The 18,960-nt window shown below is 62.2% G+C and carries 18 protein-coding genes; 5 read left to right on the plus strand and 13 right to left on the minus strand.

Annotated features, from left to right (window positions below; genetic code table 11):
• Positions 1-278: 278 nt before the first annotated feature.
• Entirely contained in the window at positions 279-1,034 is a 756-nt protein-coding gene (locus HQ843_RS24105; protein WP_180900825.1) for a gamma-glutamyl-gamma-aminobutyrate hydrolase family protein, read from the plus strand.
• A gap of 30 nt (positions 1,035-1,064) precedes the next feature.
• Here the strand turns inward: HQ843_RS24105 and HQ843_RS24110 are convergent, their stop codons facing one another.
• Positions 1,065-1,433 (minus strand): hypothetical protein, encoded by a 369-nt coding sequence (locus HQ843_RS24110; RefSeq protein ID WP_371822111.1) that lies wholly within the window; start codon positions 1,431-1,433, stop codon positions 1,065-1,067.
• A 137-nt stretch (positions 1,434-1,570) separates the two neighbouring features.
• On the opposite strand from HQ843_RS24110, the gene HQ843_RS24115 reads away from it, so the two are divergent.
• On the plus strand, positions 1,571-2,005 hold the full coding sequence (locus HQ843_RS24115; protein ID WP_180900824.1) for a MarR family winged helix-turn-helix transcriptional regulator: 435 nt from the start codon (positions 1,571-1,573) through the stop codon (positions 2,003-2,005).
• 3 nt (positions 2,006-2,008) lie between these two features.
• On the opposite strand, the gene HQ843_RS24120 is transcribed toward HQ843_RS24115, so the two are convergent.
• Positions 2,009-2,968 carry a 2-hydroxyacid dehydrogenase gene (locus HQ843_RS24120; RefSeq protein ID WP_180900823.1) on the minus strand — a complete coding sequence of 320 codons (960 nt, stop codon included), beginning with the start codon at positions 2,966-2,968 and terminating at the stop codon, positions 2,009-2,011.
• Positions 2,969-3,004: 36 nt separating this feature from the next.
• Entirely contained in the window at positions 3,005-4,045 is a 1,041-nt protein-coding gene (locus HQ843_RS24125) for a LacI family DNA-binding transcriptional regulator (protein WP_180900822.1), read from the minus strand.
• A gap of 204 nt (positions 4,046-4,249) precedes the next feature.
• Between HQ843_RS24125 and HQ843_RS24130 the strand changes: the two genes are divergently transcribed.
• Together HQ843_RS24130 and HQ843_RS24135 are read left to right on the plus strand one after the other, a co-directional pair.
• On the plus strand, positions 4,250-5,311 hold the full coding sequence (locus HQ843_RS24130) for a CobW family GTP-binding protein (RefSeq protein ID WP_180900821.1): 1,062 nt from the start codon (positions 4,250-4,252) through the stop codon (positions 5,309-5,311).
• The gene (locus tag HQ843_RS24135; RefSeq protein WP_180900820.1) at positions 5,311-6,297 is read left to right on the plus strand and encodes a WD40 repeat domain-containing protein; all 987 of its coding nucleotides are present in this window, start codon (positions 5,311-5,313) and stop codon (positions 6,295-6,297) included. Before HQ843_RS24130 ends, HQ843_RS24135 begins: the two co-directional genes overlap by 1 nt.
• Here HQ843_RS24135 and HQ843_RS24140 read toward each other — a convergent pair.
• The 9 genes from HQ843_RS24140 to HQ843_RS24180 form a co-directional block, all read right to left on the minus strand.
• Complete coding sequence (locus tag HQ843_RS24140) at positions 6,281-7,834, minus strand: putative bifunctional diguanylate cyclase/phosphodiesterase (RefSeq protein WP_180900819.1); 1,554 nt, start codon at positions 7,832-7,834, stop codon at positions 6,281-6,283. The two genes, HQ843_RS24135 and HQ843_RS24140, sit on opposite strands and share 17 nt — an antisense overlap.
• A 163-nt stretch (positions 7,835-7,997) precedes the next feature.
• The gene (locus HQ843_RS24145; protein ID WP_180900818.1) at positions 7,998-8,402 is read right to left on the minus strand and encodes a F0F1 ATP synthase subunit epsilon; all 405 of its coding nucleotides are present in this window, start codon (positions 8,400-8,402) and stop codon (positions 7,998-8,000) included.
• A gap of 197 nt (positions 8,403-8,599) precedes the next feature.
• Entirely contained in the window at positions 8,600-10,036 is a 1,437-nt protein-coding gene (atpD, locus tag HQ843_RS24150) for a F0F1 ATP synthase subunit beta (protein WP_180900817.1), read from the minus strand.
• A gap of 22 nt (positions 10,037-10,058) precedes the next feature.
• Positions 10,059-10,937, minus strand: a complete 879-nt coding sequence (locus HQ843_RS24155) for a F0F1 ATP synthase subunit gamma (RefSeq protein WP_180900816.1) — start codon at positions 10,935-10,937, stop codon at positions 10,059-10,061.
• Positions 10,938-10,960: 23 nt separating this feature from the next.
• Positions 10,961-12,496 carry a F0F1 ATP synthase subunit alpha gene (gene atpA / locus HQ843_RS24160; protein WP_180900815.1) on the minus strand — a complete coding sequence of 512 codons (1,536 nt, stop codon included), beginning with the start codon at positions 12,494-12,496 and terminating at the stop codon, positions 10,961-10,963.
• A complete protein-coding gene (locus HQ843_RS24165; RefSeq protein ID WP_180900814.1) occupies positions 12,496-13,062 on the minus strand; it encodes a F0F1 ATP synthase subunit delta in 567 nt (188 codons plus the stop codon). The genes atpA and HQ843_RS24165 overlap by 1 nt, the downstream gene beginning before the upstream one ends.
• A gap of 356 nt (positions 13,063-13,418) precedes the next feature.
• Positions 13,419-13,805, minus strand: a complete 387-nt coding sequence (locus HQ843_RS24170; protein WP_180900813.1) for a hypothetical protein — start codon at positions 13,803-13,805, stop codon at positions 13,419-13,421.
• A gap of 56 nt (positions 13,806-13,861) precedes the next feature.
• Positions 13,862-16,078 (minus strand): primosomal protein N', encoded by a 2,217-nt coding sequence (locus HQ843_RS24175; RefSeq protein WP_180900812.1) that lies wholly within the window; start codon positions 16,076-16,078, stop codon positions 13,862-13,864.
• A 57-nt stretch (positions 16,079-16,135) separates the two neighbouring features.
• Positions 16,136-17,083: a GNAT family N-acetyltransferase gene (locus HQ843_RS24180; protein ID WP_180900811.1), complete on the minus strand. Its 948-nt coding sequence runs from the start codon at positions 17,081-17,083 to the stop codon at positions 16,136-16,138.
• Between the two features lie 197 nt (positions 17,084-17,280).
• On the opposite strand from HQ843_RS24180, the gene HQ843_RS24185 reads away from it, so the two are divergent.
• On the plus strand, positions 17,281-18,216 hold the full coding sequence (locus HQ843_RS24185) for a tyrosine recombinase XerC (protein ID WP_180900810.1): 936 nt from the start codon (positions 17,281-17,283) through the stop codon (positions 18,214-18,216).
• A gap of 402 nt (positions 18,217-18,618) precedes the next feature.
• Here HQ843_RS24185 and HQ843_RS24190 read toward each other — a convergent pair whose 3' ends face one another.
• Complete coding sequence (locus tag HQ843_RS24190) at positions 18,619-18,882, minus strand: hypothetical protein (RefSeq protein WP_180900809.1); 264 nt, start codon at positions 18,880-18,882, stop codon at positions 18,619-18,621.
• Positions 18,883-18,960 lie beyond the last annotated feature (78 nt).

Raw genomic sequence — 18,960 nt, forward strand, 5'->3', positions numbered from 1 at the left:
AAATACCTCCCAACTGTGATGTGCCCGCACCATTCTCCTCCGGCGGGCGTCATGCGAGGAAAGCACTTTGCTCCCTTTGTTTCAACTCCTGCACGAGTGCGTGAGGCCGTTTTTATGGCCCCATATGCCCGGTCTTAAACGAAGGTCTAATGGGCGGCTTATCAATTTCGATTATCAGGCAAATGAAAATTCGTATGGCGCGGACCAAGGAAACATTTGACAGCCGAGCGGCCACCCGACATCACTCCAGTCACTCACAACAGGCAGGGAAAAAATCCATGTCCACCCCCATCATTGCCGTTCCCGCAGATACCAAGGTCTTCGGCGAGATCACATGGCACTCTGCCCAGCAGCAATATATCGGGGCGGCGATGGATGTCGCGGGCGTGATGAGCCTGATCGTACCGGCCTACGAAAACGGCGCCGACATCGATGCGGTACTCGACCGGGTTGAAGGGGTGATGATCACGGGCGCGGCCAGCAATGTCGCGCCTGCGCTTTACGGCAGGCAAGCCGAGGACAAGGATGGCCCCTTCGATCCCGGCCGCGATGCCGTCACCCTGCCGCTGATCCGCCGCGCCATTTCGCGCGGCATCCCGCTTCTGTGTATCTGCCGGGGCATCCAGGAACTGAATGTCGCGCTGGGCGGAACGCTGATCAGCGAAGTCCATGAACTCGATGACCGCATCGACCACCGCGAGCCCGAATCCGGCAATCGCGCCGAGAAATTCGTGATCCGCCAACCCGTCTTTATCAGGGAAGGCACCTGCCTCGCCGATATTCTCGGCGCCGGCGAGGTGACGGTGAATTCGCTGCACCGGCAGGCGATCGACGATCTCGCGCCGAACCTTACGGTGGAGGCGGTTGCCGAGGACGGCACCGTCGAGGCGGTCTCGGTCATCGGCGCGTCGAACTTCGCCGTCGGCGTGCAGTGGCACCCCGAATACTGGGCCCGTACCGACAGCGCATCGCGCAAGCTGTTCGAGGCGTTCGGCGATGCGGTGCGGGCCTATCAGGTCGCCCGAAAAGGCTGATAGTCGGCCGCGCACCACAGACACCGCGGGTCAGCGAGGCCGGTCCTTCATGCGCAGTCCGTCGCGCATGTTCATCGCAAGCAGCGCGATATTGACCGCGCCGAAGATGAGTTCAATCGCCTGCACGGCGTAAAAACTCCCATCAAATGCGCCGGCCTGCGCCTTTGTCGAAAGAAACAGCGCCGAGGGGATCAGCACGGCAATGCCGTTGATGGCGATCACCGGCATGCGTCTGCGCTTGGCCGCCACCAACCGCCCGCGCATCGGCCGCGCTAAACGGAAGCCGGAAAAACCCGCAAGCGCCAGAAGCGGCACAAGCAGCAAGAAACCCCATGGTATCGACCTCTTGACCAGCGTGACGAGCGCCAGGCCGGCAAAGGCTTCGGCCAGCACGGTCACAGCCAGAATGCGGTGATGATAGCCAACGCGAGTGCACCGGCAACGGGATGAAGTGATTTCAGCATCATCTTTCTCCATATTTATATAGCATGCTATATATCATTGAATAGCAAGCTATGTAAATGCTAACGGAGAGCATGACGTTTTCAAAAGACCAATCAGCCGGCTATCTCGCCAACCATCTGGCCCGGCTTTTCGAGCGCGGGCTGGCAGGCCGCATCAGACCGCTCGGGCTGACGACGGGAACCTTCCCGGCCCTTCTTGAATTGTGGGAAAATGACGGGCTGACGCAAAAGCAACTGGTGGAACGGCTCGATATCGAGCAAGCAACGATGGCCAACACGCTCTCGCGCATGGAGCGCGACGGGTTAATCAGGCGCGAGAGGGATTCCGAGGACGGTCGCGTTCAGCGCATCAGGCTGACGGAGCGCGCCCGAGCACTGCACGATCCCGCGATTGCCGCCGCCACGGCGGAAAACGAAGACGCCCTCCAGGCCCTTTCGGACGAAGAGAGCGCACGGTTCATCTCTTTCATGCAAAAGATCGTCGCGGCCAGGAAGCAGCGCTCCTGACCCTCACACTTTGGATGTGACCGGCGTCTCCGGAACCGGCGTGACCGGGCGGCCTTCGGCGAACCATGATTTGAGGTTGTCGGCGACCAGTTGCGCCATCGCACGGCGGGTGGCGACGGAGGCGGAGGCGACATGCGGCAGAACGCTGACGGTGTCGAAACCCAGCAGTTTTTCCGGCACATGCGGCTCGTCATAGAACACGTCGAGGCCCGCGCCGCCCAGCGTGCCGGCCTCAAGGGCGGCAATCAGATCGTCCTCATCCACCGTCCATCCCCGGCCGACATTGATGAGAATGCCGTCCGGTCCAAGCGCCTTCAGGATATCGGCATTGATGGTCTTGTGGGTCTCTTCCGTTTTCGGAACGATGGCGATCAGCGTGTCCACAGCCTCTGCAAGCGAGGCGAGTGTCGGGTGATAGGCATAGGCCACGCCCTTTTTCGGGCTCCGGGTGTGATAGGCGATCTCGACCTTGAATGGCGTGAGCCGCGCGGCGATCTCTTCGCCGATCCGACCGAGGCCGTAAAGCCCGACCTTGCGCCCCTTCAGCGAGAACGGCGAAAGGGCGAAGGCGCCATCCCTCTCCCAGCGTCCGTCGCGGACCCACTTTTCGGCGAAATAGAACTGCCGCACCGTGTTGAGCAGCAGCGCCACCGCCGTATCGGCAACCTCGTCGTTCAGCACGTTCGGGGTGTGGGTGATGATGATGCCGCGACTTGCCGCGTGGTCGGTGTCGATGCCGTCATAGCCCACGCCCGGGCAGGTGATGATCTCGAGGTTCGGCAAGGCATCCATGTCGGCGGCCGAGAATGCGCCGAAGGCGATCACGGCGCGGATATCCGCCGTCCGCCCACCCAGCGCGGCGATCCCTTCCTTCGGCATATCCAGCAGTTCATACTCGCCCTGCAGGGCATCTTCGATGAATTTGTTCAGCTTTTGCGACAGCAGCACGGCGTGTTTGGGCATGGGGCCTCCGGGAATATTCGTTTTCGATGAAATGGATCAGCCCGCGAGCGAGCTTTCCGCCGTCTCGCGGTGAGGGCCGGTGGATTGGCGGATGCGCATTTCCGGCTTGATCAGATGCATGCCGTTCGGCGCATTGGAGCCGGCGAGCCGGTCCAGAAGCGCGCGCGCGGCAAGCCGCCCGACCTCCGCCTGGCCGTTCCACACCGTGGTCAGCGACGGCGTCGCGATCGAGGCTTCCTCAAGATCGTCATAGCCGGTGACCGAAATATCGACGCCTGGCGTCAGGCCGGCGCGGGAAATGCCGTTCATCAGCCCGATCGCCACCAGGTCGTTCCAGCACACGGCGGCGGTCGGCTTCTGCGGCAGCGACAGGAAATGCACCGCCGCCTCGAACCCGCCCTGCTTGGAGCGCGGGCCGGGAATGCGAAGCCCCGGATCGACCGGAATCCCGGCCTTCTTCAGCGCGTTGACATAACCGGCGTAGCGGTCGCGCCCGGTCGAGGTCTGGTCGGTCCCGCCGATCATCGCGATGCAGCGATGGCCGAGCCCGATCAGGTGATTGGTCGCGAGCGCAATGCCGTAGCTGTCGTCGCCGCGATAGGTCGGAAGGTCGAGTTCCTCCAGCGTGCGGGCGACGAAAATCGCCGGCATGCCGTTATCCTCGGCAAGCTGCACGTCGGCGGCAGGCGTGCCGATCGCCGGCGACATGATCACGCCGTCACCGCCAAGCTGCAGCAGCGTCTCGATGAAATTGCGCTGTTTCTCGACCGAATCATAGTGATTGGACAGGATGAAGGTATGCTGGTTGCGGTCGAGCTCGCTCTCGATCGCCTTGAGGATCTCGCCGTAGAACGGGTTCATGATGTCATGCACCACCACCCCGATAATGCCGGAGCGCGAGGTGCGGAGGCTGGCGGCGCGGCGGTTGTAGATATAGCCGAGCGCGCGGGCCTGTTCCTTGATCCGGTCGCGGGTGGCCGCCGCCACAAGCGGGCTGTCGCGCAATGCCAGCGAAACCGTGGCTGTCGAGATGCCCAGCGACTCCGCGATGGTGGAGAGTTTGACTTTCTGGGCCACGAAATACTCCGAATTGGCAACCGGCGCTCCTCCGCACCGCCTTCATTTAAATTTTTTAAACAAAAATCTTCGCTCTTTCAACTGTACATCTACAATCGTTTTAATTGATCTCGCTTATCAACATGAACGAGGCCTGCCGCCGATGCCTTGCTCCCCCTCGCGGCGCTCATTATATATGCCAAAACGCCCTCTCAAGGATTGATCATGACCGAAACGCTCGCAAAGCCCATTCCCGTGACCGTGCTCACCGGCTATCTCGGCTCCGGCAAAACCACGCTCCTGAACCGTATCCTCTCCGAAAATCACGGCAAGAAATATGCGGTAATCGTCAACGAATTCGGCGAGATCGGCATCGACAACGACCTGATCGTGGAATCCGACGAGGAAATCTACGAGATGAACAATGGCTGCGTGTGCTGCACGGTGCGCGGCGACCTGATCCGCGTGGTCGAGGGCCTGATGCGCCGGCCGCGCTTCGACGGCATCATAGTGGAAACCACCGGGCTTGCCGACCCCGTTCCCGTCGCCCAGACATTCTTCATGGATGATGATGTGCGCGCCAAGACGGCACTCGACGCCGTCATCACGCTGGTTGACGCCAAGCACCTGCCGCTGCGCCTGAAGGACAGCCGCGAGGCCGAAGACCAGATCGCCTTTGCAGACATCGTGCTGCTGAACAAGACCGATCTCGTCAGCGCCGAAGAGCTCGCCAGCGTCGAAAGCCTGGTGCGCGCCATCAATCCGGCCGCGAAGATCCATCGCACCGAGCGCTCGGGCATAGACCTCGAGCACATTCTCGGCCAGAACGCCTTCGACCTGCAGCATGTGCTGGCCGATGATCCCCACTTTCTCGATCACGACGATCATGACCACGAGTGCGGGCCCGATTGCGATCACGATCATCACCACGACCACGATCACCACCACCATGACCACCATCACCATGGCCTGTCCGATCATCATGACGTGACGGTGCAGTCGGTTTCGCTGCGCGGCGGCGAAATCGATCCCAAGCGGTTCTTCCCATGGATCCAGTCGGTCACCCAGAACCAGGGCCCGAACATTCTGCGCCTCAAGGGCATTCTCGCCTTCAAGGACGATCCGGAACGCTATGTCGTGCAGGGCGTGCATATGATCATCGAAGGCGACCACCAGCGCGCCTGGAAGGATGGCGAGCCCCGTGACAGCCGGCTGGTGTTCATCGGCCGCGATCTCGACCGGGAGAAGCTTGAAAAGAGCTTCCGCGCCTGCGAGGCCCAGTCGTAATGCCGAGCGTCGCGCCCTTCGACATCGATGACCATGTCGTCGCCGCCGCCTTTCTTGGCGGCGTGCCGTTTTTCGCCACCGCCTCCGGCACGATCCATCGCCTCGACGAAGGCGAGAAGGTAACCGAGGCCCATGACGGGCTGTTGACCTGCATCCGCGATCCCTTCAGCCGCTCGCTGATTACCGGCGGCGAGGATGGACGGGTGCTGCGCATCGGCGCGGACGGCAGCGTCACCGAGATTGCAAACGAGCCGCGCAAGTGGATTTCCGTCGTTGCCGGCGGGCCGCAGGGTGCGGTCGCCTATGCCGTCGGCCGCGAGACGCGGGTCGTCACCCAGGGCAACACCCACACGCTTCCGGAAGACCGCAGCGTCGAAGGCCTCGCCTTTGCGCCAAAGGGGCTGAGAATTGCCGTCGCCCGCTATGACGGCGTCAGCCTGCACTGGGTCGGCGGCGCCGCACCGGCGATCTGGCTACCCTGGAAAGGCGCCCATCTCGGCGCGGCCTTTTCGCCCGATGGCCGTTTCCTGGTGACCACCATGCAGGAAAACGCGCTGCATGGCTGGAAGCTCGACGGCAAGCCGAAGGACGGCTTTCGCGACATGCGCATGAGCGGCTATCCCGCCAAGGTCAAGTCGTGGTCCTGGAGCCCGCGCGGCAAATGGCTTGCGACCTCCGGCGCGCCGGCGGCCATCGTCTGGCCGTTTTCCGGCAAGGACGGGCCGATGGGCAAGGCGCCGCTGGAGCTTGGAACGCGCTCCGACATCCTCGTCACCCAGGTCGCCTTTCACCCCAGCGAGGAATTGCTCGCGATCGGCTTTGTCGATGGGATGGTGCTGGCGGTGCGGATTTCCGACGGCAAGGAAGCGCTGCTGCGCCGGCCGGGCAAGGGCGCGATCTCCGCGCTGTCCTGGGATGATGACGGCAAACGGCTCGCCTTCGCCTCGCAAGCGGGCGATTGCGGCATCATCACGATCGCGGATTGAGGCCCTTCAACTTTTCCAGGACCTCCACTGCGGATACCGGACGGGCGTAGAAAAAACCCTGTGCGGCATCCGCGCCATGGGCGCAGATCCAGTCCGCCTGAACCTGGTCCTCGATCCCCTCGGCAACCGTCTTCAACCCCAATGCGCGGCACAGATTGATCGTGGAGATCACGATCTCCTCGCTCTGCCGGTCGCTGCCGACGCCAGCGACGAAGCTGCGGTCGATCTTCACGCGGTCGAAGGGCAGTTCGCGAAGCTGCCTGAGGCTCGAATAGCCCGTGCCGAAATCATCGAGCACGACCCGCACACCCTTGTCTTTCAGCTTCCGAATGCAACGGCGCGTCGCCTCCAGATCGACAACCAATGCGTCTTCGGTGATCTCGATCTCCAGCCGCGCGGGCGGGAAACGATGACGCGAGAGGATTGCGAATACCTTTTGCGCGAAATCGCCGTCGGATAGCTGGTGAGGGGTGACATTGACGGCGATGCCGGGCTCAACCGGCCAGGTGCGGACATCGCGGCAGACCTGATCGAGCAACGCATCGAACATCTCCTGGATGAGTCCCGCGGCATCGGCAAGGGGAACGAAATCACCGGCGTTCAGAAGACCGAGTTTCGGATGCCGCCAGCGCGCAAGAACCTCCACAGTGCCGATTTCGCCGTTCTCGCAACCCCGGATCAACTGGTAGAACGGCACGATCTCGCCCTTCGCGATCGCCTCCTTCAGTTCGAACTCAAGCATCTGATGATCGCGATGAGCGTAGGGCGCTTCCGGATCGTAAATCACGAAGCGACGGCGGCCCTCCTCCTTGGCCTGGTACATCGCCGCGTCGGCCTTCTTCAGCAACGCCTCCCGGTTCCGTCCGTCACGCGGATAGAGCGCGACGCCGATGCTTGCGGAGGTCGCAACCGTGCGGCCCAGCAACGTCACAGGCTCGCCTACAGCGGAAAGCAGCCTGTTGGCGACATTCCCGACGGTTTCGGACGAGATATCGCCCTCGACCAGAACCGCAAACTCGTCGCCGCCGAGCCGTCCGAGAAAATCCCCGGCCCGCAGGCTCTTCTTCAGCCGCTCCGCCACCTCCTGCAGAAGCCGGTCTCCTGCCTCATGGCCGAGATTGTCGTTGATCTGTTTGAACCGATCGAAATCGATGAAGAACAGCGCAAAACTGTCGGATTGACGGCGCGCCCGCGCAAGCCGCCTGTCGCTTTCCTCCTCGAAGGAACGCCGGTTCGGCAGACCCGTGAGCGAATCCTGCCTGGCAAGCGCCTGCGCCAGCCGCTCCGCCTGACGCCGCCGGTCGACCTCCTTGCGCAGCGCCCGCGTCCGTCGCAAAAGCAATATCGCAAGGCCGATACTGGCAACCATGAAGCCCGTGAACAACTCATCGAGCTCCCAGTCTTCATGATTCCGGGAAAAGTCGTGCAGGCGCTCGAACGCGTCGACCGATATAAAAAACAGCAGCGCCGCCACGCCGAGAATACTCAGGATGACGACGTCATTCAGGTACTTTCTCCCGAATTTCAGCCAATGCAAGGCGCACTTCCCGATCGCTACATATATCATGTCCGCGCCCGGAACGGGCGCAGAACACCTTTGCCACGGCTCTATCGCCGCCTGCGCCAACAACGGTAACAGAAAAATGAAAAAAGCCGCAGCATAAACTGCGGCCTTATATCAATGTACTCAAACGAACCTGTCAGGCGGGCAATACAGTCTGGCCGAGATGGGTCAGTTCACCCAGCATCTGTTCAAGAGCATTCTTGTGCTCGTGATGGCTGGCCTCGTCCAGTTCCTTGCGCAGCATGGCAATACGATCCTCGATCGCGCCACTCGCCTCGCCGACCGGGACGGCGGTCTCGGCCAGAAGCGTGCAGGATTTGCCCTGGATATCGGCAAAGCCGTGGAACACCAGAAACTGGTATTCCTTGCCGTCGTGGTTCTTGAACTTCACCAGACCCGGACGGATCGTGGTCATGGTCGGCGCATGGTTCGGCATCACCGTCATTTCGCCTTCCGAGGCCGGAATAACGACCGCATCCGTTTCCGCAGAAGCAAGAAGCTTCTCCGGGGTCACCAGCTCGAAAACCATCGTGTCAGCCATGACGTTCTACTTTCCCGTCTTCACAAATTATACCAAGGCGCGAAGATGCTGACGCATCCTCGCCTTGAAGGAATTGCGAATTTCCCAATTGTCCTGGTGACTTGGGAAATTCGCAACCGGTAATACCAACGGTCATTTCCAATGACCGTTGGTATTACCGGTTGAACCGGGCGGCTTTCGCCGCCCCGTTTCGAAAATCAAGCCGCTTCAGCGAGCTTCTTGGCCTTTTCGACCGCATCGTCGATGGTGCCGACCATGTAGAAGGCGGCTTCCGGAAGGTGATCGTATTCGCCTTCGACGAGCCCCTTGAACGAGCGGATCGTGTCTTCGAGCGAAACCAGAATACCCGGAAAGCCCGTGAACACTTCGGCGACGTGGAACGGCTGCGACAGGAAGCGCTCGATCTTGCGGGCGCGGGCAACGGTCACCTTGTCTTCCTCGGAAAGCTCGTCCATCCCGAGAATCGCGATGATGTCCTGAAGCGACTTGTAGCGCTGCAGCGTCGACTGAACCGCACGGGCCACCTGGTAGTGCTCCTCGCCGACAATGATCGGATCGAGCATGCGCGAGGTCGAGTCGAGCGGGTCGACGGCCGGGTAGATGCCCTTTTCCGCGATCGAGCGCGACAGCGTGGTCGTTGCGTCCAGATGGGCGAACGAGGTCGCCGGCGCCGGGTCGGTCAGGTCGTCGGCGGGCACGTAAATCGCCTGGACCGAGGTGATCGAACCCTTGGTCGTGGTGGTGATGCGCTCCTGCAGGGCGCCCATGTCGGTCGACAGCGTCGGCTGATAGCCAACGGCCGAAGGAATACGGCCGAGCAGCGCCGAGATTTCCGAACCGGCCTGCGTGAAGCGGAAGATGTTGTCCACGAAGAACAGAACGTCCTGACCTTCGTCACGGAAGTTTTCGGCGATCGTCAGGCCGGAAAGCGCAACGCGGGCACGCGCGCCCGGCGGTTCGTTCATCTGGCCGTAGACCAGCGCGCACTTCGAACCTTCGGTGGAACCGTTGTTCTTGGCCGGGTCGACGTTCACGTTGGATTCGATCATTTCGTGGTAAAGGTCGTTGCCCTCGCGGGTACGTTCGCCAACACCGGCAAACACCGAGTAGCCGCCATGCGCCTTCGCGATGTTGTTGATCAGTTCCTGGATCAGAACGGTCTTGCCAACGCCGGCGCCGCCGAACAGGCCGATCTTGCCGCCCTTGGCATAAGGCGCCAGCAGGTCGACGACCTTGATGCCGGTGACCAGAATTTCGCCTTCGGTCGACTGGTCGACATAGGGCGGCGCTTCCTGGTGAATACCGCGCTTTTCCTTGGTCTTGATCGGACCGACTTCGTCAACCGGCTCGCCGATGACGTTCATGATCCGGCCGAGCGTCTCGACGCCGACCGGCACCATGATCGGTGAACCCGTGTTTTTGACTTCCTGTCCGCGGACGAGACCTTCGGTCGCGTCCATGGCAATCGTGCGCACTTCGTTCTCGCCGAGGTGCTGCGCGACCTCGAGAACCAGCCGGTTGCCGTGGTTGTCGGTCTCAAGCGCATTCATGATGGGAGGCAGTTCGCCGCTGAACGACACGTCAACGACGGCGCCGATAATCTGCGTCACCTTACCGATAGAGGCCTCAGCCATGTTAAAACCCTCTTCTCAAGCTTTAGAGCGCTTCCGCGCCCGCAATGATTTCAATCAGTTCCGTGGTGATCTTTTCCTGACGCCTGCGGTTATAGGTCAGCGTCAGCTTGTCGATCATCTCGCCGGCATTGCGCGTGGCGTTGTCCATCGCGGTCATCTTCGCGCCCATCTCGCCGGCGACATTTTCCAGGAGAGCCCGGAAAACCTGCACGCGGATGTTGAGCGGCACGATATCGTCAAGGATCGCCTCGGCGCTCGGCTCGTATTCGTAAAGCGCCGCACTCTCGCGCTCTTCCGCGTCGGCGGGCGGCGCGGAGGGAACGAGTTGGAGCGCGGTCGGCACCTGCGAGATCACCGAATGAAACTCCGAATAGAACAGCGTGCAGACGTCGAACTCGCCGGCTCCGAACATCTCGATGATGCGGTTGCCGATATCCTCGGCATTCTCGAAACCGATCTTGCGGACGTCACGCAGATCCTTGCGCTCGACAACGAGGTCGGCGAATTCACGGCGCAGCGCGTCGTAACCCTTGCGGCCGACGCTGAAGATCTTGACCGTCTTGCCCTCGGCGATCAGCTTGCGGGCATGAAGGCGCGCATGACGCGCGATCTGCGCGTTGAAGCCGCCGCAAAGGCCGCGCTCGGCCGTGCAGACCACCAGCAGATGGACATCGTCCTTGCCGCTGCCCTTCATCAGCGCGGGCACTTCCTCGCCCTCGCCGACAGCCGCGGTCAGGTCGGCCATCACGGTCGCCATGCGCTCGGTGTAAGGCCGCGCGTTTTCGGCGGCCTCCTGCGCGCGACGCAGCTTCGCGGCGGCGACCATCTGCATCGCCTTGGTGATCTTCTGCGTCGCCTTCACCGAGGCAATGCGAAGCTTCAGATCCTTCAATGAAGCCATGGGTGTTCAGTCCCCGTCTGGTGTTACTTGGCCGAAAAATTCTTGGCGAATGCTTCGATCGCGGACTTCAGCTTCTGCCGCAATTCGTCGCTCAGCGCCTTTTCGGTGCGGATGGCGTCCAGAACGTCGCTGGCCTCGCCGCGCATATGCGACAACAGACCCTTCTCGAAGGCGCGGACGTCACCGACCGGCAGCTTGTCGAGATAGCCGTTCACGCCGGCGAAGATCACGGCGACCTGTTCTTCCGTCTTCAGCGGCGAGAACTGCGGCTGCTTCAGGAGTTCGGTCAGGCGCGCGCCGCGGTTCAGGAGACGCTGGGTCGCGGCATCGAGGTCGGAGCCGAACTGGGCAAAGGCGGCCATTTCACGATACTGGGCAAGCTCACCCTTGATCGAACCGGCAACCTGCTTCATCGCCTTGACCTGGGCGGCCGAGCCAACGCGCGAAACCGACAGACCGACGTTCACGGCCGGGCGAACGCCCTGATAGAACAGGTCGGTTTCAAGGAAGATCTGGCCGTCGGTGATCGAGATCACATTGGTCGGAATGAACGCCGAAACGTCGTTACCCTGGGTTTCGATCACCGGCAGCGCCGTCAGCGAACCGCCGCCGCGCTCGTCGGAGAGCTTGGCTGCGCGCTCGAGCAGGCGCGAGTGCAGGTAGAACACGTCGCCCGGATAGGCTTCGCGGCCCGGCGGGCGGCGCAGCAGCAGCGACATCTGGCGGTAGGCGACGGCCTGCTTGGAAAGGTCGTCATAGGCGATCAGGGCATGCATGCCGTTATCGCGGAAATACTCGCCCATGGCGCAGCCGGCAAACGGCGCGATGTACTGCATCGGCGCCGGATCGGACGCGGTCGCGGCGATCACGATCGAATACTGCATCGCGCCGCGCTCTTCGAGCGTCTTCACGAACTGCGCAACCGTCGAGCGCTTCTGGCCGATGGCAACGTAGACGCAGTACAGCTTTTCGGCGTCCGGACCGTTGTCGTGGATCGGCTTCTGGTTGAGGAAGGTGTCGAGAATGATCGCTGTCTTGCCGGTCTGGCGGTCGCCGATGACGAGTTCGCGCTGGCCGCGGCCGATCGGGATCAGCGCGTCGATGGCCTTCAGGCCCGTGGACATCGGCTCATGGACCGACTTGCGCGGAATGATGCCCGGCGCCTTCACGTCGACAACGGCGCGGGTATCGGAATTGATCGGACCCTTGCCGTCGATCGGGTTGCCAAGCGCGTCCACGACGCGGCCAAGCAGGCCCGGACCGACCGGAACGTCAACGATGGCGCCGGTCCGCTTGACGATGTCGCCTTCCTTGATCTCACGGTCGGAGCCGAACAGAACGACGCCGACATTGTCGCTTTCGAGATTGAGCGCCATGCCGCGAACGCCGCTGGAAAACTCGACCATCTCGCCGGCCTGGACATTGTCGAGACCGTAGACGCGGGCAATGCCGTCACCAACAGAAAGCACCTGGCCGACTTCCGAGACTTCCGCCTCGTCGCCGAAATTTTTGATCTGCTCTTTCAGAATTGCGGAAATTTCCGCGGCCCGGATATCCATCAGCCAACCTCTTTCAGTGAAAGCTTAAGTTTGGAGAGTTTCGTGCGCAGCGATGTATCGATCTGACGCGACCCCACCTTGACGACCATGCCGCCGAGAAGGGAAGCATCTTCGGTAATGTCGAGCGCGATATCCTTGCCCGTCACATCCTTCAGCGCAGTTACCAGTTCCTGTTGTTGTTCTTTCGACAGGGCATGCGCCACCGTCACTTCGGCCGTCAGTTCGCCCCGATGGACCGCCACCGCGCCACGATAGGCGGCAATCATGCCCGGCAGGACAAACAGACGGCGGTTCTTTGCGACCAGCTTGACGAAGTTGCCGGCATAGCCGCCGATCTTCGCCTTTTTGAGAACGGCACTCACGGCCCTCAGCTGCTCGTCGGCGCTGAAGGCGGGGCTCATGACCAGACGCCGGAAGTCGTCGCTACCCTTGAGCATCTTGTCGATCTGGTCGAGATCGGCGCCGACGGCGTCAATCTTGTCTTCTTCCTTGGCCAGTTCGAACAGCGAAGCGGCATAGCGCTGCGCGACGCTCGAAACAGAATGGGATAGGTCCGCCACAGGCACAGATTCCCTTTTTAAAACCGGCAGAAACGGCGGTTTTGGCCGTCGTTTCCAACCCTTAGAACTTTACAATATCCCCAGAGAAACTGCGGTGATCAAGTCCGCCTTTCCCGATAGTCGGGGTCCGTCTAGCACAGGTAAAAGCTCTCCGCAACACGCTCAAAGCCCCTTTGGAGCATTGGCGCGCGTTTCTTCACGCAATCTCCGAAAACCCCTGAAAAACCGATGTTTTACAGCGGCCGATGCCGCATGTTTCATCCACAAATGCTGGAAAAATCCCCTGGCGCCGCAATTACACTTCCCGAGGGCGGAAATGCCCGGCTACCGAGCCGCGCATCCTCCCGTTCTACACGATGGCGTTACGCCCAGCCGAGGCCGTAAAGCAGCATGAACACCCCGGCCACAGCCTGGCAGGCGAGAAAAATCCCTCCCTTGATCGAGCGGCTCTTGATCGTCGCCATCCACAGCAGCCGGGTGAGAAACCCGAAGATCAGCGCAAGACCGAAGGTGCGGTAGATCATCGGCTGGTCGAAGAGCAACGCCATCAGCGACAACGCCGCATAGGTGCCGCCGATCAGCGAGCGGATATGAATGGTTTCGCCGTTCTCGACCTTGAGGCCCGAAAATCCGGTCAGAGACATCAGTCTCAGCGGCGCCAGAGCCACGATCAGCCCCCAGATCAGGATCACCACCGCCATGAACAGGGCGACCTGCCCCACGAAACTCTCCGGCCAATAGAAACTCATTGCAGACCCCTTCCCAGTTTTAGGGACACGCGCCGCATCCCCTCGCCATTCATTATCTAGAGAAAGCTCTGCGGGTCAATGTCGAGCTGCACCCGCACCGAACCGCGCGGCCTCGGCCCGTTGTCAAGCATGGCCATCAGAAACGACTGCATGTCGTCGGCGCGGGCGCCATGCACCAGCAGCCGAAACCGGTAGCGGCCGCGGATCAGGGCAAGGGCCGCCTCCGCCGGCCCGAGCACCGAGATCGAGCGGCTTTGCGGAGCGGAGGCCCCGAGACCGCGGGCATGGGCCTCCGCCTCGCCACGGGTTTCGGCCGAAACGATGACCGAGGCGAGCCGTCCGAAGGGCGGCAGGCCGCTTTTTTCGCGCTCGCGGATCTCGCGCGCGTAAAACCCCTCCGCCTCGCCGGAAACGATCGCGCGCATCACCGGGTGGGTGGGCTGGTAGGTCTGGATCAGCCCATGGCTCTTGAGCCCGGTGCGCCCTGCCCGGCCGGTCACCTGGGCCAGCAGCTGGAAGGTCCGCTCGGCCGCGCGCGGATCGCCATTGGCAAGGCCGATATCGGCATCGACGACGCCGACGACCGTCATCAGCGGAAAATTATGCCCCTTGGCCACCAGCTGCGTCCCGATGACGATATCGGCCTCGCCGTTTGCCACCGCCTCCAGCTCAAGCCGCAGCCGCTTGACGCCGCCCGAAAGATCGGAGGACAGAACGATGGTACGTTTTTCCGGGAAATGCTGCTCGACTTCCTCGGCAATCCGCTCGACCCCCGGCCCGCAGGCGACGAGATGATCGAGCGTGCCGCATTCGGGGCAGGCCTCCGGCACGGGCTCGGCATGGCCGCAATGGTGGCACATCAACTGCCCGCGAAACCGGTGCTCCACCAGCCAGCTTGAGCAATTGGGGCACTGGAACCGGTGACCGCAGACCCGGCAGAGCGTCAGCGGTGCATAACCCCGGCGGTTGAGGAACAGCAGCGCCTGCTCGCCGCGCCCGACCGCCTTGTCCACCGCCCTCAGCAGCACCGGCGACAGGAAGCCGCCGCGCGCCGGCGGATCGCGCCGCATGTCGATGGTTTTCAGGTCGGGCAGAGCCGCCTCGGCGAACCGACCCGGCAGATGCAGCCGCTCATAGCGACCGGCAAGCGCGTTGACCTGGCTTTCGACCGAGGGCGTCGCCGAGGCCAGCACCGCCGGAATATCGCCGATCCGGGCGCGCACCACGGCCATGTCGCGGGCGTTGTAGAACACCCGGTCCTCCTGTTTGTAGGCGGTATCGTGCTCCTCGTCGACCACGATCAGGCCCAGATCCTCGAATGGCAGAAACAGCGCCGAGCGGGCGCCGGCAACGACGCGGATGCGGCCCTCCGCCGTCTGCCGCCAGACCTTTTCACGCATGCGCGGGGCGAGATCGGAGTGCCATTCGCCGGGCCTTGCGCCGAACCGGGCCTCGAACCGCTCCAGAAACGCCGATGTCAGCGCGATTTCGGGCAGCAGGATCAGCACCTGCCGCCCCTTTCGAAGCGTCTCGGCGATCGCCTCGAAATAGACCTCGGTCTTGCCCGAACCGGTGACGCCGTCGATCAGGGTGACGCTGAAACCCTGCCCGGCGGCGACCTTCAGCCTGTCGGCGGCGGCCTGCTGATCGGCGGACAGTTCGGGCGGGGCGTATCCCGGATCCGGCGCGCCGACGGCGGGCGGCGGCGGCAGCAACACGGTATCGAACACGCCCTGCTTCATCATGGTCTCGACCACGCCGGCGCTGACGCCGGCGGCGCGCGCAAGCCCGAGCCGCGTCCAGCCGGCGCCGTCTCCGGCCAGTTCCAGCACCCGTTGACGCGCCGGCGTCATGCGTTCCGGCGTCGTTCCGGTCAGCGTCAGCCCCTCCACCATCGGCTCGGGCTCAAGCGCCGTCGGCGCGCGGACGGCCATGCGCGCGACGAGGCCCGGCGGCGTCAGCGTATAACCCGCCACCCAGTTGATGAATGTCCGCATTGGCGGGCTGATCGGCGGGCAATCGAAGACATGCTCGATCGGCCTGAGCTTCTTCGGATCGACGGCTCCGGCCTCTTCGCCATCATCCCAGACGATCCCGATCATCTTGCGCGGGCCGACCGGCACCTGCACCACCGAACCGGCCATCACCGCCATGCCATCGGGCACGGCATAGGAATAAGGCCCCGCCACCGGCAGCGGCACCATCACGGGCACGCTGCGCAACACGGCAGGGTTCAAGGGTTTTCCGAAAAGGTCGAGCGAATCTCGGGTCATGGCTGACAAGAGTGCCTGCCGGCGCCTGGAAAGTGAAGCGGCAACACGGCGCGCGGCTCAGGCCGCTCCTTCATTTGCCGCGGCTTCGGCCTTCGGTTCGGCAGGCGGCAGGCAGAAGACGGCATCGGGATCCTTCGCCAGCGCATGCACGGTGTGGTTTTCAAGCGCGGTTGTAACATCGGCGGGATCGCCGTGAAGTTCGTCCGGCATGATCATCTTGCCGATGCTGAAATCGAACCGGTCGCCCTTCTTGTTCAGAAGCTCATGGAACACCGTCATGTCGCGCAGTTCGGTCGACCATTTGGCGAACCAGTAGAACAGGCCCGAATTGCGCGCCTTCAGGTGCACAGGCAGGATCGGCAGATTGTATTTGCGGGCGAAGCCGATGGCGGAATTTTTCCACGGCCGCTCGTTGAGCTTGCCTTCGGCCCAATAGGCAATGCGGCCGGAGGGAAACAGCACCATAGCCTTGCCCTGTTTGATCGCATCATTGGTGACCTGAAGCGTTTCGCGGGCCTTGAGCTTGCTCTTGAATTCCTCGCGCCACTCCACAGGAACGATCATCTCCACGAGACGTGGATTGACGCGTACGGCATCGCGGTTGGCGAAGAACATCATGTCCGGGCGACGCTCCTTCAGAAGATCGAACACCGCAACGCCATCCGCAATTCCGGTCGGATGGTTGGAAACCATGATGAAGCCGCCGGTTTCCGGAATCCGCTCGCCGCGCTGGCAATGGATATCGAGCGTCAGCTTTTCGGAGAGATATTTGAAGACGCCGTAGCCATCCATCGACTGGGTTTCGGTGGCGAACTCGATCGCCTTGCCGTAGCCGAGCAATGCATAAAGGAACGGACGCATCACCGGCCAGAACGGGCTGTGAACGATCTTTTCGCCACGTTCAGCGATCAGTGTATCGACAATGTGGCCCGGACGTCCCTGCGAGACGAGCGCCAATGTCTCGGCAAAATGCGTCAATGCGGAAGATGAATCACGGCGCGCCATATAGAGTCCCGTCAATGGTGGAAGGTCTATATCCCAACTCGATATGATAAGACAATGACACCCTCCTCCGGGCGTTAGCTTTTTTATAACGCAATCTAGTGCAGGATCGACGCCCGACAAGATTTCGTCAAGCACTGACGGCGAGGCGCGAGGCCCGCCGGCCTGCTTAAATGCCTGTGGATGACGGCAAGCGATCGATGGAAACCATTCTGATTCCGGCAGACGACGCCCTGATGGCGCTTCGACGCGACTGGCTTGAAACGCTGGACAGCGAACGCCGTCTCGCCGCCCATACGGTCAATGCCTATGAGCGGGACACGCGGCAGTTTCTGCAGTTTCTGTGCCGCCATGTCGCGCGGCCGGTGCGCTTGTCCGACATCGACGCGCTCCGGCCCGCCGATATCCGCGCCTATCTGGCGTTCCGGCGCAAGGGCGGCGCGGAGGCGCGCACGCTCGGGCGCGACCTTGCCGGCATCCGTTCGTTTCTGCGCTGGCTTGAAAAACGCGGGCTTGCCAATGCCGCCGGCGTGCGCGCGATGCGAGCGCCGAAACAACCGAAATCGCTGCCGAAGCCGCTCAATATCGAAGACGCCGTGGCGCTGTCAGGCATCGACAGCCAGCTTGCGGAGGAACCGTGGATCGCGGCGCGCAATGCCGCCGTGTTCTGCCTGCTTTACGGCTGCGGCCTGCGCATTTCCGAAGCGCTGGGGCTGACGCCCGCCGATTTCTCCTGCGCGCCGGAAAGCCTGCGCATCACCGGCAAGGGCAACAAGACGCGGATCGTGCCGCTGCTGCCGGCAGCCCTTGCGGCAGTCAACGATTATATCCGGCTTTGCCCCTACCACCAGGAACCCGAAAGCCCGCTGTTTCTGGGCGCGCGCGGCAAGAAACTGCAAAGCGCGATCATACAGCGCGAAATGCAGGCGATGCGCGGCGCGCTGGGCTTGTCCGACAAGGCGACGCCGCATGCATTGCGCCACTCTTTCGCGACCCATCTTCTGGCCGCCGGCGGCGATCTGCGCACCATTCAGGAACTGCTCGGCCATGCAAGCCTGTCGACCACCCAGGTCTATACCGGCGTCGATACCGGCCGCCTGCTGGAAATCTACGACCGGGCCCATCCGCGCAAATGATACCAACGGTCATTGAAAATGACCGTTGGTATTCCGTTTGCGAATTCCCAAGTCACCAGGACAATTGGGAAATTCGCAATTCCTTCAAGGCGAGGATGCATCAGCATCTTCGCGCCTTGGTATGAAAGGCCCCGCGGCGATCAGCCGCAGGGCCTCGGACTGCTGACAAAGTCCTTGCCAAGTTCGTCCGTCATGCCGGGCTTGACCCGGCATCCAGGGCCGCTTGTGGTGAATTTCAGACAAGAGCTTTTGCGCGCAAGGACCCGGCACTTGCTGGACCCCGGATCAAGTCCGGGGTGACGGCGGAGAGGGATGCGGCTCCGTGACCGCTTACGCCGTTTGTCAACAAACTGAGCCCCGCAGCACCGTGCCGCAGGGCCTGGTGAAGCTCGTCTCAACCGATCAGTGTTGGTTGTTGGTATAGCTGAAATCGATCAGCCTGGGCGTTCCATCCGGCTGTACCCTGTAGGTCTTGGTCGCATGCCAACCGGGACCGCCGTCGACCTCGGTCGAATACACCTTGCCGGGCGCGGAAATGCGGGCGATCTCGCGATCGGCGGTGGTCTGTTTCGCCCCGTACATCGACGGGTTCAAGGGTGGGGCCGCGAGCGCCACGCCGGAACCGATCATCAAAGTGGCGAGCGAAAGTGCAATGATCTTCTTCATGCTGAGAATCCTCGGTTGTTTCAGCAAGCGGAGGGTAAATCCCTTCTTGCGGCGGACTCACTACTCCAAATTGCAGCT

Source organism: Martelella sp. NC20 (assembly GCF_013459645.1).
Lineage (GTDB): Bacteria > Pseudomonadota > Alphaproteobacteria > Rhizobiales > Rhizobiaceae > Martelella.